We start from the raw sequence: 16,815 nt of genomic DNA on the forward strand, positions 1-16,815 counted from the left end.
TATTCATAAAAATTATTTCTATACCAGGAGGATGAATGAAAAAACTCAGTAATACCGCAACACCAGAAATACTTATCAATATTAAACGTAATATGCATCATATGAGCCCGGCCATGAACAAGCTTGCCAAATATATATTGGAAAATTTCGAGAAGCTCGACGGCATACAGATTCATCAGCTTGCAAAGGAAAGCGGGGTCAGTGAAGCTACAATTACGAGGTTCGTAAAAGAGATAGGGTTTCAGAATTACCAGGCCTTTGTGCTTCAGATGGCCAAAGTTAATACAAAAAGAGAACAGTCTGCGCTCAGTTATGGGAGTATCCAGGAGGATGACGATGTGTCTACAATCTGTAACAAGGTGTTCTCCATGAACATCCAGACGATAACGGACACGCTCAGCATTCTGGATACAGATAAGATTGTACATGCCGTTGAAGCAATTGCAGATGCGAGGCGGATTATGATATTTGCCCAGGGCCGTTCCCAGGTTACTGCAAAAAGCATTCGCCAGAGACTCAGCAGGCTTGGCATGAGCCCTTGCCTTTACACGGATGCACATGACGGCGCGATTGCTTCATCATTGGCAGAAAAAGAGGATGTTGTAATTGGAATCAGCACATACGGACGGTCAAGAATGGTTGTGGCTAATATGGAGCGGGCAAGAAAAAAAGGTGCCGTTACAATAGCAGTCACAAGTTATGACAATACTCCGCTGGAACAATTTGCAGACATCGTCCTGAAGACTGTGAACAATGAAAATCTTAATTTTGGCTATGAGCCGTCCTGCGCGACGGTAACCCAGATGATTATGCTGGACTGCCTGTATATACTGCTGTATCTGAAAGACAAGGAAATATCAGATAAATATATCAATACTTCGATAGAAGCAGTGGAAGAAGAGAAGATGTAACGTCAAGGACTTTTTATACAATATGAAAAAGGTGATTTGCCTGGTACCGGGCAGAGAATACACTTCACGACAAACAATCTATTTTAAGGAGGAAAAGGCTATGAAGAAACGAATCATGGTTGCGATGCTGTCAGCAGTAATGGTCATGAGTATGGCACTGACGGCATGCGGCAGTAAAGAGGAAAGTCCGAAAGAGGACGCCAAAAGCGGAGCAGCTGAAGACAGTGAAGACAAAGGCGGAGGGCATAAGTACGGTTTTACATGTATGACTATGAACAATCCGTTCTTTACCACAATTGAAGGTTCCATCCGTAAAGAAGTAGAAGCCAATGGTGACGAGCTGATTACACTCGATACAAAGCAGGACATCGCTACGCAGATACAGCAGATCGAGGACATGATCAACCAGGGCATTGAAGTCTTGTTCTTATGCCCGGTGGATTCAGAAGGCATTGCACCGGCACTTGACATGCTGAAGGATGCCGACATTCCGGTTGTCAACTTTGATACGGATGTTACAGATAAAGATAAAGTAGATACCATCCTGGTCTCTAATAATGAATACGCGGGACAGGTGGTCGGCGAGGCTATGGCAGAAAGATATCCGGACGGCGGCAAGATCGCGATACTGGATGCGCCATATGCCGCAGCTTGCGTGCAGCGTGTAGAAGGGTTTATGAAAGGTCTTGGAGATGCAAAAGACAAATTTGAGATTGTTTCACAGCAGAATGGAAAAGGCGATACGGCAGAATCACTGCCCATTGCAGAGAACATTATACAAGCTAATTCGGATCTGATTGGATTCTTCTGCATCAATGACCCTTCCGCCTTAGGCGCGTATTCGGCGGTAGAGTCAGCGGGCCTCACGGACCAGATTGCAGTATTCGGATGTGACGGTTCACCAGATGCCAAGAAATCTATAGAAGAAGGCGGCATGGCTGGTACCGGGGCACAGTCTCCGATTAATATTGGCAAGCAGTGTGTAGAAGCGGCCAATAAGATCATGGCGGGAGAGAAAGTAGATAAAGAAATCAAAGTAGATACTTTCTTAATCACAAAAGAGAATGTGAAAGATTACGGGACAGATGGTTGGCAGTAAGACAGTGCAGATAATTGCCGTCAGCATAGTGCTGGCGGCTTTTTACATCATAAAAGAGACGAATGCTGTTCTTTATAAGCAAAAAAGCAGGGAGTAGGTGAGCGTTGTTGAGTGAATTAGCGTTGCAGATGATTAATATACATAAGAAGTTTCCCGGTGTATATGCATTGAAAAACGTAGGTCTGGAGGTCAGAAAAGGAGAAGTCCACGCATTGCTCGGCGAAAACGGTGCCGGCAAATCCACACTGATAAAAGTCCTTGGTGGAATCTACCACCCTGAGGAGGGAGACATCTATATAGACGGGCACAAGGTGGCGATGAACTCGGTCAGAGATGCAAAAGAACATGGAATCAGCATTATCCATCAGGAGCTTTTACTCGTCCCCCAGATGACGGTTGCGGATAATATGTTTTTGGATGAGGCCCCTGATAAATATGGCTACATTGACCGTAAAAGATCAAGAAGAGAAGCGCAGCAGGCGCTGGAAGAGATGGGAGTGGACATCGATGCCGGTGCAAAGGTATCCAGCCTTAGTGTTGCCCAGCAGCAGATTGTTGAAATTGTAAAAGCTGTGAGACAGCGGTCAAAGATTATCGTGATGGATGAGCCTACATCCTCTCTTTCTGACAATGAGATACGGATGCTGTTTGAGATTGTGAGAAACCTCAGAAAAAAGGGCACCGCAATCATATTTATCTCCCACAAGCTGGAAGAATTGTTTGAGATAACGGACCGCATCACGATTATGCGGGACGGGGAACTGATTCAAACTGTAGCCACAAAAGATACGGACAGTGAAGAACTGATTTCCCTTATGGTTGGCAGAGCGCTGGACAACTATTACATACGGGATACCTTTGAGAAGGGCGAAGTAGTCCTGGAGGCTGAGCATCTTGAACAGGAGGGAACACTTCATGATATAAATTTTGAGCTGCATAAAGGAGAGATACTGGGATTTGCAGGGCTGGTCGGTGCAGGAAGAACGGAGCTGATGCAGGCGCTCTTTGGTATCACAAGGTTACAGGGCGGCAACATCTATGTAAAAGGGAGACGGGTGAATATCAATGACCCTCTGTCTGCGATGAGAGCCGGAATTGCGCTTGTACCGGAGGATAGAAAGCTCCAGGGGCTGATACTGAAAAATACGGTCGGCTTTAACATGACGCTTACCGTCCTGAAGGAGTTTATCAAAGGGATACGGGTAAACAAGAAAAAAGAAAAAGACATGCTGGATACGTATCAGAAGCTGCTGGGAATCAAGACACCGTCCTACAGCCAGAGGGCAGGCAACTTAAGCGGGGGCAACCAGCAGAAGATCGTCATTACGAAATGGCTGGCGGTAAAGCCGGATGTGCTCATCCTGGATGAACCTACAAGGGGAATCGATGTGGGGGCAAAGGCCGAGATATACTCCATTATGAATGAGCTGACGAAGAAAGGGATGTCCATCATTATGGTTTCGTCTGAGATGCCGGAAGTAATGGGGATGAGTGACAGAATCTGCGTGATGAGTGAAGGCAGGCTCACGGGGACTGTCAGCAGGGAAGAATTTTCACAGGAGAGAATATTATCATACGCATTGGAGGGAAGAACTGATGAAGGCGGAAAATAGAGAAAGAAGAGTGGCAGCGGGAAACAAGTCGTTTCTTAAAGATAATGTTGCGATAATCAGCGGTCTTGTCATATTATGTCTGTTTTTGACATTCATGTCCGATTCCTTTTTGACGCAGAGCAATCTGATGAGCCTGCTCCGTCAGATGACCAATAATGTCTTTCTGACATTAGGGGTTATGATGTGTATCATCATAGGCGGCATTGATATATCCGTAGGTTCCGTATTCGCACTGGGGGGGACGGTCGCGGCAGGTATGATTGCCCACTATCATGTGCCCATACCTGCCGCAATCATGCTGGGACTTCTGGCAGGAGCCGCATGTGGTGCATTCAACGGCTTCTTCGTTTCCATGGTTAGAGTGCCGGCATTCATCGCAACGATGGCCATGCTGAATATTGCAAGAGGGATTGCTTACCTTATGACAAATGCGGAACCCATCCGGTGCACAGAGAAAGCATTTACCAATCTGGGAACAGGGAGGCTCGGCATCATTCCGCTTCCGGTCATCTATGCGGTAGTATGGGTTATCTTGATATGGCTGTTCCTGAATAAAACAAGGATGGGGAGATATGTGTATGCCGTAGGTGGAAATGTGGAAGCCGCCAGGTTTTCCGGAATCAATATCAAAGTCGTGCAGTTTACCGTGCATACGCTGTCCGGCTTTCTGGCGGCATGGGCCGGAATTGTCATGGCGGCCAGGATGTATTCGGGACAGCCCGCTGTCGCGGTCGGCTGGGAGATGGATGCAGTGGCGGCCAGCGCTCTCGGAGGAGTCAGCCTGATGGGCGGTTCCGGCAGTGTGGTAAGTGCCATGATTGGCGTCCTGATCATAGGAGTCCTTAAGAATGGGCTGAACCTGATGAATGTCAATTCATTCTGGCAATTGATCGTACAGGGCCTTGTGGTACTGGCGGCAGTTTCCATGGACATGATAAAGCAGAGAAAGCAGAGATAAGCAGCAGAATACGAGAACACATAAGGAGGAAGAGACAATGTTAGTAAGTTTACAGGAAATGTTACAGGAGGCGGAGAAAAATAATTTTGCGATCGCATCGATCAATACCCCGAATCAGATATCATTAAGGGCCGTAATCGAGGCTGCAGAGGATACAGGAATGCCGGTTACGATTAACCACGCACAGACAGAGGAAAGTGTTGTCCCGATAGAGATTGCGGTACCGCTGATGCTGGATTATGCAAAGAAATCAACAGCGGCAATCTCGGTCCATGTGGATCATGGTTTTGATTTCAACCACTGTATGAAAGCGGTAAGACTGGGCTGTACTTCAATTATGTATGACTGTTCCCGGTTTCCGCTGGAGAAGAATATCGAGGAGGTCAGGCGGTTCGTTGATATCGTGAAGCCTCTTGGAATAGGGGTGGAAGCGGAGCTTGGCGCCATGCCCAATAACATGCCAAGTGATGTACATGGACAGGAGACGAGCGACCTGTCAGACTTAAGCGTATACTTTACCGATCCGAAAGAGGCAGAGGTATTCTGCGAGAGGTCGGGCTGTGATGTGCTGACGACATCCTTTGGAACTGTCCATGGCGTATACGCAGGGGAGCCGAATCTGGATATAGAACGGATTAAAAAGATCAAGCATCTTGCAGGGGATGTGCATCTAGGCATGCACGGCGGTTCAGGGACACCATTTGACCAGATTCAGGCAGCTATAACGGCAGGAATCAAAAAAATCAATTATTTTACCGCCATTGATACGGCGCCTGCCCCATACCTGATGAAGACGATACAGGAATCGAAAAATCCGGTAAACTTCTGCAATCTGGCCAATCAGGCGATGGAGATTATATACGAGAGAACGGTAGAGGTATTGAACGCATTTAAAAATGCGTCGCATACATAAGAGGAGCGGCCATGTTTTTAGGAATTGATATCGGAACATCCGGCATTAAGGCGACCATTATAGATGAGAGGGGAAATATGTGCGCCAGGGCTTACCGGCCGCTGCGGGCTTATGGGGCTGTAGAGAGGAAACGGGAACTCTCTCCTGTCCAGGTAAAGGAAGAGACGCTTCAGGCGGTGGCGGAGGTACTGCATACATCCCCGACAGAGAAAATCAGGCTGATTACGGTTGCCTCCCTGGGGGAGGCGGTCGTTCCGGTAGGTGCTGACGGGTGTGTTTTGATGAATAGTATTGTCGGATCTGATTCCAGGGGGAGTGAAGAGCTTAAAGAAGTGGCCTGCCGGTTTGGAGAGGAAAAACTCACGGAGATAACAGGGCTGAATCTAAGCTACATATATTCTTTGAACAAGATGCTTTATATCCGGAAACACTATCCGGAGATACACAGAAAAGTATGGAAATATATGTGCTTTACTGACTATATAGGCTTTGTCCTGACAGGGGAGGCCGTCATAGACTATTCCATGGCGTCAAGGACGATGGCTTTTGACATTAGAAAAAAACGGTGGTCAGATGAAATCCTTAATGCGGTACAGATCAGTAAGGAACTTCTGTCTCATCCGGTTCCGGGCGGAACGGTGGCCGGGACTCTCAGGAAGGAGATAAAAGAGGAGCTTGGCATCTTTTATGATATACCGGTTCTGGTGGGAAGCCACGACCACATATTTAACGCAATCGGTGCAGGTGCGGTAAAGCCGGGAATCTGCTCGAATACAGTCGGGACGACGGAAGGGATAACAACGGTGCTCGGCAGCAGAATAGACAGCAGAAGCATCCGGGAGAATCTCATCTCCTGTGAACCCTTTGTCCGGCCGCATCTATATAATACCGTCGCATGGCATAATGCGGCCGGGGCAGGTGTAAACTGGTTTCTTGACCATTTTTTCGGAAGGTCTGAGGAACCAAAGGATCTAATTCTTGCCGGCCTGAATAGACAGCAGAGCCATCCTCCGTCTCATCTGCTTGTAGTGCCACATTTTGCCGGGGCAACGGCGGGGCATATGGATGAAAAGGCGAAGGCGGCAGTAATCGGGATTACGATGGCCACAAGCAGGGAAGAAATATACAAAGCGATACTAGAAGGGACCGCATTCGAGTGCAGGGTCATTCTTGACAGCATCCGCCATGCCGGGATTCCCGTCAAAAAGGTGGTTGTAAGCGGCGGCGGAAGCAAATCATCTCTTTGGATGCAGATCAGGTCCAGTATCCTGGGAAGAGAGCTGTATTGTTCGGCGTGCGCAGACACCGGCGCTTTAGGAGGCGCCGTTCTTGGAGCGGTGGTGCTCGGCCTTTATCGTTCCCTTAAGGACGCGGCAGGCCAGATGGTACGGCCAGGAACCGTAGTGGAGCCGGAAGCAGAGGCGGCAAGAATATATGAGGAGCGTTATGAACTGTATCGGCAGATGTATGGAAGGTTAAGAGATATTAATGAAAGACTGTCTGACGGAGTATCATATGTTTGAAGTAGGATATAACTTTGGTAAAAAGTATTGGGGACGGGTGCAGACTTGTATTCAGATAAAGCGGCATGTCCATAAAAGATACTGCCTTGTCTATTGTTGGATACCGTAGGTTCCCAATTGCCCTGCCCCTGCATATTCTATTATAGAATGTTGTGAAAGGGGATTTTTTATGCCATATTCAGTCATGGTGGATGCGGGCCACGGCGGCCGTGATCCAGGCGCTGTCTACAACGGCAGACAGGAAAAAGACGACACGTTACGTCTTGCCCTGGCAGTGGGTGAGATATTGCAGGACAATGGAATAGATGTGTCCTACACGAGGACGACAGATGTATATGAGACACCATTTGAGAAAGCGACGAAAGCGAATAATGCGGGGGTGGATTTCTTCTTATCCATACACAGGAATTCTTTCCCGACGGATAATCAGGTATCGGGGGTGGAAAGTCTCGTATATGACCTGTCAGGATTAAAATACCAGGTGGCCCAGGACATCAATGCACAGCTGGAAGCCGTAGGGTTTGTGAACCTCGGCGTAAAAGCCAGGCCGAACCTTGTCGTGCTGAGAAGGACAAAGATGCCCGCGGTACTGGTGGAAGTTGGATTTATCAATTCGGATACGGACAACATGCTCTTTGATAATAATTTTGATGCCATCGCACAGGCAATAGCGTCAGGTTTTCTTGACGCACTCAACTCAGAAGGGGTCATTGAAGAGAACTATTACAGAGTACAGGTCGGCCTGTTCAGGAACTGGAATTATGCGGAACGCCTGCGCAATGAACTGCTGGAGCAGGATTACCCCGCATTTATCGACGATTCAGGCCCGTACTTAAGCGTTCAGGTAGGAGGATATGACAATCTCAGCGATGCGGTCGAAATGGAAAGAAGACTGAAGATGGACGGCTATCAGACCCTGATTATCAGCTGACATTTAACGTAGATTTATCACCAGTCCACGGGTTCCCTTAACAATACTAAATTATAATAAAGGCAGCAAAGAGATAGGAATGAATTTAGCGAGGAGGTATTGTGATGAAAAGATTGTGGGAACTGACGAATAGAGTATTTCAAAACGACTCCGCGACAGGTGTATTTCTTGCGGTCAATATTATATGCTGGTCCGCGGCGGCCCTCATAATGGGATTGATTTTCTGCATCGCGTCAGGTGCATCCGTGTGGATGTATGCGACAAGCATCATGTGCGCCGCGATTTATGTCGGGATAATCTTCGGGCTGTTTGGAGGCATAATATTTCTGATGAGAAACCGGGCATAGGGACAGGGCAAAATGAATTGGGGACGGAGTTTTTCTAGAAAAACTCCGTCCCCAATTCATTTTGCCCTGTCCCCGTTCATCAGAACATCCTTAAGTCCAGATTATCAGGGAGCTTGCTGAAATCGATGTGATGTGCTCTGGCGTATGCAAACCAGATATCGGTTATCTTCGTCTCTCCTTCCCGGATGGAGGCATATTCTTTTTGGAATGCTTCTTCAAGAAAGCCCCACTGTTCTAAATGAAGAGCAGCTTCGCATTTGAGCAGGTATATCCGTTCCTCGGCCTTCAGGTGTCCGGGCAGTTTTTGGTACAGGTGGTCTATCGTTTTCCACTGTCCGTCTTTGGCGAGAAGCTGGAAGTATTCCTGGAGGTAGGCATAATCGGCTTCCAGATATGTATGGAAGGGAATCTGCTCCATATGCCAGACGGCTTTGGACACGTTCCCTTCCTGATATGCCGCGCAGGCCAGATTGCGGTGCAGGATGGGGAGCGGCTTCTCATGCAGGCATCGTTCCCATAAGGAGACGGCATCGTCGTAGCTGCCGTTTTCGTACAGGCATACGCCAAGGAGAAGCTGCCCGGTAACACTGCCTGGATGGCTGTTCAGGTAACGTTCAAGATACGGTATATAATTGACGTCTGTCATCCACGAGGCAGGAAGACGAACGCCGTCTGTTTCAGGGAGCGTATGGCCTTCCATCAGACGGAGCCATAGCTCCTGCTCTTTACCCAGGCTTTCTTCCGGGAAGGACAGGCAGGAAGGCAGGGGAGCCTTATGCTCCAGGTGCCGGCGTCTGTTCTCCAGTGCGCCCCACCCGTGTCCGCAGTGCAGGATTGTTTTGCAGGGACGAGAGGCGAGCCTGCGGCAGTCAGCATCCATCCGGGCAACTTCCGATGCGGGGATAGACTGTTCTACGGCCTGCCTCACGAGTGACTGGGCCTGTCTGTATGAGTCCAGGCTGCCGTCCCCAGGCTGCACGGCCGCGGTACCGAATATCTGGGTAAACTCGATGCGGCTTCTGGCTTCCATATCCATGCCGTGCAGCTGTGTCGGCGCAAGCCCGGCCTGGATCTCAATATAGTCTCCCTGTCCCGGGACAGACAAGTAGTCGCACCAGTTACGTCCACCGCTGTGACTGCCCCAGCAGAACATCTTGCGGATCCGAAGGGGCTGCGTGGAACGCTCGCAGAATACCGAGCCGTCCGTGTAAGAGACAGCTTCCCACGGAGCCGGGTCAGACACAGGATTCTGGAAAAAGTATTCGCTGGCAAAGTCAAAGCACAGGGAATAGGACGCGTCCTTTCCCGGCAGTACAGGAAGATGGGGAAGCTGTCCGCGTCCGAAGCAGTGTTCGGAACCTTCCGCCTGTGACTGGGGTTCTATGTACAGGACGTCTTCGGTGCCCGAAAAGACACGGCTGCCCGCCTTCTCAGGTACGGCAATGTTCGTCCACCAGTACATAGGTACGCTGTAATCCTGGTCATTCATAATGGTGACATGGGCGGCGAGGCTGCGGGCCCCCCGCGGCAGATGGAAGTCAATCTGCCAGACGAGTCCTCGCGTCCTCTCGTAGTCATACATGCGGAGAAATTCTTCCTCCCTGCCGCCACTGGAGCGCCCGGTTCCGACGGTGGCGAAAAATACGTCATCACAGGTAGAAAACGTGTGCCCGAGCTGTGCAATATTCCATTCGATTCCGCCGGAAAACCAGGCATCGCGGATTGCAAGATTGGCCGGCTGCATGACGGGATTGCGGTAGAGCAGCTCACGGCCCGAACCTTTCTCTTTCAGCGAATAGAGCCGGCCGCCATATTCAGGAAGAAACTCTGCGCGCAGATGTTCGTTCTCCAATACGACAGTAGCAAGCGACAGCTCCGTCTTCTCCCTCGTATAGCGGTCCTGCATCTTATACGGAAGTACGCGGAACGCTGATTCATACCCAAAATACTCCAGTTCCTCCTGAAGCATCGTCCCATTGCTCTTGGGGGATTTATTTTTCCTGCGGTCTCTGAACTGAGGAAGGGGGTTGGAGCCCTCCAGCCTTGCTCCATTTATTTTAAGATTCCCTTTTGCTATTGACATGGTACATACTCCTTCTCGACGGCAGCAGCCGTTTCTATTCATTTTACCCACGTTATCGTATCACTTTCATTCATGATTTACAATGGAATTTTCAGTCAGAGTGTGCTAATATATTCTGTAAACCGGCAAGCCCCTTGTTACATCGGGCTTGAGGGCATAAGGCCGGAAGTTGGAGGACATATTATATGGCAGACAGATTGGAATTCAGAAGCAAGCTGGGCAGCATCCAGGAACTCGCCGCCGGGCAGGGGAACCGGCTTACGGTGGAGGAGATAGAGAAGTTCTTCGAAGAGGACGGCCTTTCCCGGGAACAGACAGAGCTGGTCTGTGACTACCTGCTCTCGCAGAAGGTATCCGTAACGGGATATAAGAGGCAGCCGGGGAAAATTATAGAGGCAGAGGAAGAGCCTGCAGACCTGGACAGTGAAGAGCAGGATTATCTTGCGGAATATATGCAGGATATAGAGAGCATGAAGGGCGGTACTATAGAGGAAGCCCGCATGGCCTATTATCTTCCCCTCGTAGCAGACACTGCGCTGCAGATGCACCAGAAAGAGGTGTTTATCGGCGATACGATCCAGGAAGGGAATATCAGCCTTGTGACAGCGCTCAGCCGCTGCGAGGCGGGAACCGACGACGAGGATACCGTGATGGAAGAAGTGCGTGCGGGCATACGGGCGTTCATAGAATCCCAGACGGAGACGAAGCGGCAGGACAAAAAGATGGTTAACCAGGTTGCCGAGCTGGATGAGACAATCCGCCATATGAGCGAAGATATGGGAAGGAAAGTATCTGTTGATGAAGTGGCACAGCAGCTCGGCACGACGGAGGAACAGATTGAGGCTATACTCAAGCTGGCAGGGGAAGAAGCACGGGAAGACAAATGAAAAGACGCTGGAATGCAGTTTCCAGCGTCCAATTTATTATATCTGCCTGTTATCTGTATCTTCTTCCGCCGCAGGTTCCGGCAGATACATATGCACCGTCTCAATCCGGTTTTTATCCAGAGTCTCTACTACCATACGTATCCCTTCCTCTGTCGTAACCGTATCACCTGCTTCGGGAAGCCGGTCCAGCCGTTCGATGATAAAGCCGCCGACGGAATCATAATCCTCCGATTCAAAGTTTAAGTCGAGGCGGTCATTCAAATCGTCCAGATTGGTAGAACCTTCCACTATAAATTCCCGTTCCCCGATTTCCTGGATAAAATCCTCTTCATTTTCATCATATTCATCATGAATCTCACCGACGATTTCTTCTAATATATCTTCTAAAGTAATAAGTCCGGCAGTTTCGCCATATTCATCTAATACGATGGCAATGTTGAAAGATGCCTGCCGCATCTCCACAAGAAGTTCAGATATATTTTTATATTCATAGGTAAAGTATGCTTCGCGCAGTATATCGCGTATATGAAATTCCTTCGTGTTGTCATAGAGAAGAAGATCCTTCATATTGATGGTACCGATGACGTTGTCCGTAGTCTCCTCGAAGACCGGCAGCCTGGTAAATTTGTCCTCCCGGAATATCTCGAGCAGCTCCACGTAGGTGCTTTCCACATCGGCAAACGTCACATGGACGCGAGGGACCATGACATCTTTTGCTTTGGCATCCCCCAGGTCGAACACGTTATATATCATTTCGCGTTCGTCGGATTCTATGACACCGTCCTCGTGACTGACATCTACGATAGTACGGAGCTCCGTCTCGGTCATGGTATCGTTTTTCGCATTGGGGTCCACACGCAGAAGAAGGAGCACGCCCATAGACAAACCATTGATAAGGAAGATGACAGGTGTCATGATCTTCATAAACAGGCTGATGACAGGTGCATAGATCAGAGCCATCTTCTCAGCATGGATGGTCGCCATCGTCTTCGGCGTTATCTCTCCGAAGAGAAGTATCAATACAGTCAGTATACCACTGGCTATCGCCACCATCGAGCCGCCGAAGCTGTATGCAAGGCTTGTGGTAAGAGAAGCGGCAGATAAGTTGACGATATTGTTGCCGATAAGTATAGCGCTCAGCATCTTTCCAGAATTGTCTGTTATTTTTAATAATGTTTTAGCCCGTTTATTACCGTCCTCGGCCAGGCTGCGGATTCGAATCTTGTTGGCCGTCGTAAGAGATGTCTCCGCAGATGAGAAAAATGCAGACAGTCCCAGCAGAACAACCAGTATGATAAGCTGTATGACGTCACTCGAGTCCAATGATAAGTTCACTCCTTTTTCAAAATAGATTATATGGGACTAATATAACGCATTTCCCCTGTTTTTGCAAGTCTGCGTTGAATTTGGGAGGTAGATAGTGTATGATGTACTGGGAAATTAATATGATGATGCCAGGGCCAGATAGCTTTTGCCCGACATCTGGTCAAAACAAATATATAAGATGGAGACAGATATGAATCAGGATTTTTATAAAGCATTGGCACATATTTTGACGGAGGAAAGAGTGCTCACCGATGAGCCGATGAAGAACCATACGACCTTCCGTGTCGGCGGAAAGGCAGACTATTACGCCATCCCGGAGACAAAGGAAGAGATAAGGGACACCGTCCGGGTCTGCAGGGAATGGTCCGTCCCATTTTACATTATAGGCAATGGGAGCAACCTGCTCGTATCGGATAAAGGCTACCGGGGAGTCATGATACAGATCTGCAGGGGTATGAACGAGATAACGATAGAAGGGCGTACGCTTACGGCACAGGCCGGGGCACTTCTGTCGTCGATTGCAGGCCGGGCGCTGGAGGCCGGACTGACAGGATTTGAGTTTGCGGCAGGAATCCCGGGCACGCTCGGAGGTGCCTGTGTGATGAACGCAGGCGCGTACGGAGGAGAGATGAAGGATGTGCTGAGATACGTCACGGTCCTCACAAAAGACGGAGAGTTCCTTACGCTTGGCAAAGACGAGCTGGAATTAGGGTACCGGACGAGCATTATAGCCAGGGAAGGCTACATTGCCCTGGAAGCCGTGATTGATCTGAAAGAAGGCTGTACCGATGAGATTAAGGCCAGGATGGATGAACTGAAGGAGAGGAGAGTCTCCAAGCAGCCACTGGAATATCCAAGTGCCGGAAGTACATTCAAGAGGCCGGAAGGGTATTTTGCGGGCAAGCTGATTGAAGAAGCAGGACTTCGCGGGTACAGCGTAGGAGGTGCCCAGGTATCTGAAAAGCATTGCGGGTTCGTCATCAACAAGGGCGGCGCCACGGCATCGGACATCATGGCACTGATTACAGAGGTGGCCGACCGGGTAGAGCGCCAGTCCGGCGTGCGGATGGAACCGGAAGTGAAAAGATTAGGAGAGTTCTAGGATGAGATTCGTTATAGTTACAGGAATGTCGGGTGCCGGAAAGAGTACGGCGCTTAAAATGCTGGAAGATGTAGGTTATTTCTGCGTAGATAACCTGCCGGTGCCGCTGATTCCGAAGATGGCAGATCTGCTCCGCGTACCGGGGACAGAGATAAACAAGGCGGCGCTCGGGGTAGATATCCGAAGCGGGCAGAACTTCAGGGAACTGGAGAAGGTACTGGATGAACTGGATATTACTGGCTTGAGATATGAAATTCTGTTTTTGGAATCGAGTGATAATGTACTCGTCAAGCGGTATAAGGAGACAAGAAGGTTCCATCCCCTGTCCGGCAGCGACAGCAGAGTAGACGAGGGAATACAGCGGGAGCGAGAACAGCTGAAGTTCTTGAAGAAGAGGGCGGACTATCTTATCGATACGAGCCATATGCTGACAAGAGAACTGAAAGCGGAGCTGAATAAAATATTTGTCCAGAACAAAGAATATAAGAATCTGTATATCTCGGTTCTTTCCTTTGGATTTAAATACGGCATTCCCAATGATGCGGATCTTGTTTTTGACGTGCGTTTCCTGCCTAATCCATATTATATAGAAGAACTTCGGTCTAAAAGTGGCAATGACCGGGAGGTAAGAGAATATGTCATGAACAATGACAAGGCAAAGGAATTTCTTGGGAAACTGGTAGATATGGTAGAATTCCTTATACCTAATTATATTGTTGAAGGCAAGACGCAGCTCGTCATAGGCATCGGCTGCACAGGAGGCAAGCACCGGTCCGTGACTTTGGCAAATGAACTGTTTGAACAGCTCAAGGATACGGACGTATACGGAATACGGATTGAACACCGTGATATAGAAAAGGACGCTATCACTAAGGCCAGATAGCACCTTGCTCAGGAAAAGGTTTAGGAGAGGCAGATGTCATTTTCAGGAAATATAAAAGAAGAATTATCCGCGCATTACGCCAAGGCCCGGCACTGCAGCCTGGCAGAACTGTCCGCGGTCGTGCACATGTGCGGCGGATTTTCCGAGAGCGCAGACGGCACGTGCATCCTCAGAGTACACACTGAAAATATCGCTGTTGCAAGAAAGTGCTTTACATTAATTGAAAAAACATTTAATATAAGAACTGATATCGCTGTCCGGAGAAATACGGGCAGAGACAGCAGCAGTTATTATATCCGCGTGAGAGGAAACGAACTGCTGGCAGCCAGGAATGCATCTGTTCAGGCTGTGTGCTGCAAACGCTCCTACATTCGGGGCGCTTTCCTTGCGGCAGGCTCCATGAGCGACCCAAGCAAATCTTATCATTTTGAGATTGTATGCAGTGCCAGAGAAGAGGCCTGCCATCTAAGGGACGTCATCAACAGCTTTGACATGGATGCAAAGATTGTGCCGAGAAAGAAGACTTTTGTTGTATATCTGAAGGAAGGCTCACAGATTGTTGATATATTGAATGTCATGGAAGCGCATATCGCGCTGATGGAGCTGGAAAATGTCAGGATACTGAAGGAGATGCGCAATTCGGTCAACCGGAAGGTAAACTGTGAGACTGCAAATATTAATAAAACCGTATCTGCTGCCGTAAGGCAGATGGAGGATATTTCTTATATAAGAGAAACCGTCGGTTTTGACAAGCTGCCGGAGGGTTTAAAAGACGTTGCCCTTACACGTCTTGAATATCCGGAGGCAACTTTGAAAGAGCTGGGGGGTCTGCTCCGGGAGCCGCTTGGCAAATCGGGTGTGAACCACCGGCTTCGCAAGTTAAGTGAGATAGCTGATAAGTTAAGGGAACAGTAAGGAGGAACATTATGATTAAGAAACCTGTAACTATTCAAACGGACATGAGTACGGAAGACAGATCGGTTGCGCTGCTGGTGCAGGAAGCAAGCCAGTACCAAAGCCAGGTATTCTTCGAGGTGGAAGAAAAGAAGATCAATGCCAAAAGCATCATGGGGATGATGACGCTCAGATTATGTCAGGGAGAGGAACTTACAGTAGTTGCAGAGGGCAGAGATGAAGAGGAAGCGGCAAAAGGGCTGGAATTATTCCTTTCTGACAAAAAATAAAAAGATACATACCTGTTAAACGATGGTGTTTGATAAGGCATACATGAGAAGGGCATGAAAATGCCCTTTTTATACGCCAGGAAAAAGGAGGGGCTTATGAAAAGGCTGTTATTTATCTATAATCCGCATGCAGGAAAGGGATTGCTCAAGCCTAAGCTGTCAGATGTAATCGATATATTTGTAAAGGCAGGCTATGAGGTGGTGGCATACCCTACGCAGGCGTACCGGGACGCATATAAAAAGGTGCTGCGGTATGAGGTGGACGCTTACGATCTGGTCGTGTGCAGCGGGGGAGACGGGACGATTGATGAAGTTGTGACGGGAATGATGCAGCGCAGCGACCGGTCTCCAATCGGGTATATCCCCACCGGAACTACAAATGACTTTGCAAACAGCCTCCATATACCAAAAGGGCTGCTGAGTGCAGCGGACAATGCGGTCAACGGAAGTGTGTTTCCATGTGATGTCGGAAAATTCAATGAAGACATCTTCGTATATATTGCAGCCTTCGGTCTATTTACCGATGTATCTTACCAGACGAAGCAGGAAGTGAAGAATGTGCTCGGACATCTGGCATATGTGCTGGAAGGGACTAAGAGACTGTTCAACGTACCGTCTTACAGAATCAAAGTCACATACGACGGAAAGACTATAGAAGATGAATTTATATTCGGGATGGTGACAAACTCCAGGTCAGTAGGCGGTTTCCGCAATATGGTAGGCAAGCAGGTCGTCTTTGACGACGGCGTGTTTGAAGTGACGCTGATCAAGATGCCGAAGAATCCGCTGGAACTTCAGGAAATCGTGGCGGCACTTCTGATTGAACAGGTAGATACGAAGCACATGTATTCCTTTAAGGCGGGCAATATCGTATTTGAATCCCTGGAGGAGATACCGTGGACGCTGGACGGGGAGTTTGGCGGAGCTCATGACAGGGTAGAGGTGCAGAATCTGAACAGGCAGCTTGAAATCATGGTGCCGGAGGAGCATATCAGGGAACTGATGCAGAATCCGGAGTCATATCTGCTGGAAGAGAAACAATAGAGGTTTGCAGA

General features: G+C 48.8%; 16 protein-coding genes. 14 read left to right on the forward strand and 2 right to left on the reverse strand.

Going from position 1 to position 16,815, the window contains the following annotated elements; translation table 11 throughout:
* Positions 1-35: 35 nt before the first annotated feature.
* The 8 genes from HMPREF0980_RS09940 (at position 36) to HMPREF0980_RS09975 (ending at position 8,295) form a co-directional block, all read left to right on the forward strand.
* Positions 36-911: a MurR/RpiR family transcriptional regulator gene (locus HMPREF0980_RS09940; protein WP_049728908.1), complete on the forward strand. Its 876-nt coding sequence runs from the start codon at positions 36-38 to the stop codon at positions 909-911.
* A gap of 100 nt (positions 912-1,011) precedes the next feature.
* Positions 1,012-2,010 carry a sugar ABC transporter substrate-binding protein gene (locus HMPREF0980_RS09945; RefSeq protein WP_049728909.1) on the forward strand — a complete coding sequence of 333 codons (999 nt, stop codon included), beginning with the start codon at positions 1,012-1,014 and terminating at the stop codon, positions 2,008-2,010.
* 104 nt (positions 2,011-2,114) lie between these two features.
* Positions 2,115-3,623, forward strand: coding sequence for a sugar ABC transporter ATP-binding protein (locus HMPREF0980_RS09950; protein ID WP_442855432.1), 1,509 nt, complete (start codon positions 2,115-2,117; stop codon positions 3,621-3,623).
* Positions 3,607-4,581: an ABC transporter permease gene (locus tag HMPREF0980_RS09955; protein ID WP_049728911.1), complete on the forward strand. Its 975-nt coding sequence runs from the start codon at positions 3,607-3,609 to the stop codon at positions 4,579-4,581. Before HMPREF0980_RS09950 ends, HMPREF0980_RS09955 begins: the two co-directional genes overlap by 17 nt.
* A gap of 37 nt (positions 4,582-4,618) precedes the next feature.
* A complete protein-coding gene (locus HMPREF0980_RS09960; protein WP_049728912.1) occupies positions 4,619-5,494 on the forward strand; it encodes a class II fructose-bisphosphate aldolase in 876 nt (291 codons plus the stop codon).
* Between the two features lie 11 nt (positions 5,495-5,505).
* Positions 5,506-7,017, forward strand: a complete 1,512-nt coding sequence (locus HMPREF0980_RS09965) for an FGGY-family carbohydrate kinase (protein WP_049728913.1) — start codon at positions 5,506-5,508, stop codon at positions 7,015-7,017.
* Positions 7,018-7,186: 169 nt separating this feature from the next.
* Positions 7,187-7,948 carry an N-acetylmuramoyl-L-alanine amidase gene (locus HMPREF0980_RS09970; RefSeq protein WP_049728914.1) on the forward strand — a complete coding sequence of 254 codons (762 nt, stop codon included), beginning with the start codon at positions 7,187-7,189 and terminating at the stop codon, positions 7,946-7,948.
* 104 nt (positions 7,949-8,052) lie between these two features.
* Positions 8,053-8,295: a hypothetical protein gene (locus HMPREF0980_RS09975; RefSeq protein WP_049728915.1), complete on the forward strand. Its 243-nt coding sequence runs from the start codon at positions 8,053-8,055 to the stop codon at positions 8,293-8,295.
* Positions 8,296-8,374: 79 nt separating this feature from the next.
* Here HMPREF0980_RS09975 and HMPREF0980_RS09980 read toward each other — a convergent pair whose 3' ends face one another.
* Positions 8,375-10,378: a DUF5107 domain-containing protein gene (locus tag HMPREF0980_RS09980; RefSeq protein ID WP_049728916.1), complete on the reverse strand. Its 2,004-nt coding sequence runs from the start codon at positions 10,376-10,378 to the stop codon at positions 8,375-8,377.
* A 185-nt stretch (positions 10,379-10,563) separates the two neighbouring features.
* On the opposite strand from HMPREF0980_RS09980, the gene HMPREF0980_RS09985 reads away from it, so the two are divergent.
* On the forward strand, positions 10,564-11,265 hold the full coding sequence (locus HMPREF0980_RS09985; protein WP_049728917.1) for an RNA polymerase sigma factor region1.1 domain-containing protein: 702 nt from the start codon (positions 10,564-10,566) through the stop codon (positions 11,263-11,265).
* 36 nt (positions 11,266-11,301) lie between these two features.
* On the opposite strand, the gene HMPREF0980_RS09990 is transcribed toward HMPREF0980_RS09985, so the two are convergent.
* Positions 11,302-12,588, reverse strand: coding sequence for an HlyC/CorC family transporter (locus HMPREF0980_RS09990; protein ID WP_049728918.1), 1,287 nt, complete (start codon positions 12,586-12,588; stop codon positions 11,302-11,304).
* Positions 12,589-12,781: 193 nt separating this feature from the next.
* Between HMPREF0980_RS09990 and murB the strand changes: the two genes are divergently transcribed.
* The 5 genes from murB (at position 12,782) to HMPREF0980_RS10015 (ending at position 16,804) form a co-directional block, all read left to right on the forward strand.
* Positions 12,782-13,693 (forward strand): UDP-N-acetylmuramate dehydrogenase, encoded by a 912-nt coding sequence (murB, locus tag HMPREF0980_RS09995; RefSeq protein WP_049728919.1) that lies wholly within the window; start codon positions 12,782-12,784, stop codon positions 13,691-13,693.
* 1 nt (position 13,694) lies between these two features.
* Positions 13,695-14,576 (forward strand): RNase adapter RapZ, encoded by an 882-nt coding sequence (gene rapZ / locus HMPREF0980_RS10000; RefSeq protein WP_049728920.1) that lies wholly within the window; start codon positions 13,695-13,697, stop codon positions 14,574-14,576.
* Positions 14,577-14,609: 33 nt separating this feature from the next.
* On the forward strand, positions 14,610-15,491 hold the full coding sequence (gene whiA / locus HMPREF0980_RS10005) for a DNA-binding protein WhiA (RefSeq protein ID WP_049728921.1): 882 nt from the start codon (positions 14,610-14,612) through the stop codon (positions 15,489-15,491).
* Positions 15,492-15,502: 11 nt separating this feature from the next.
* A complete protein-coding gene (locus tag HMPREF0980_RS10010) occupies positions 15,503-15,760 on the forward strand; it encodes an HPr family phosphocarrier protein (RefSeq protein WP_049728922.1) in 258 nt (85 codons plus the stop codon).
* A 96-nt stretch (positions 15,761-15,856) separates the two neighbouring features.
* Entirely contained in the window at positions 15,857-16,804 is a 948-nt protein-coding gene (locus HMPREF0980_RS10015) for a diacylglycerol/lipid kinase family protein (protein WP_049728923.1), read from the forward strand.
* The last annotated feature ends 11 nt before the right edge of the window (positions 16,805-16,815 follow it).

Origin of the sequence: Dorea sp. D27 (assembly GCF_001185345.1) — a bacterium.
In the GTDB taxonomy this organism is placed as follows: domain Bacteria; phylum Bacillota; class Clostridia; order Lachnospirales; family Lachnospiraceae; genus Extibacter.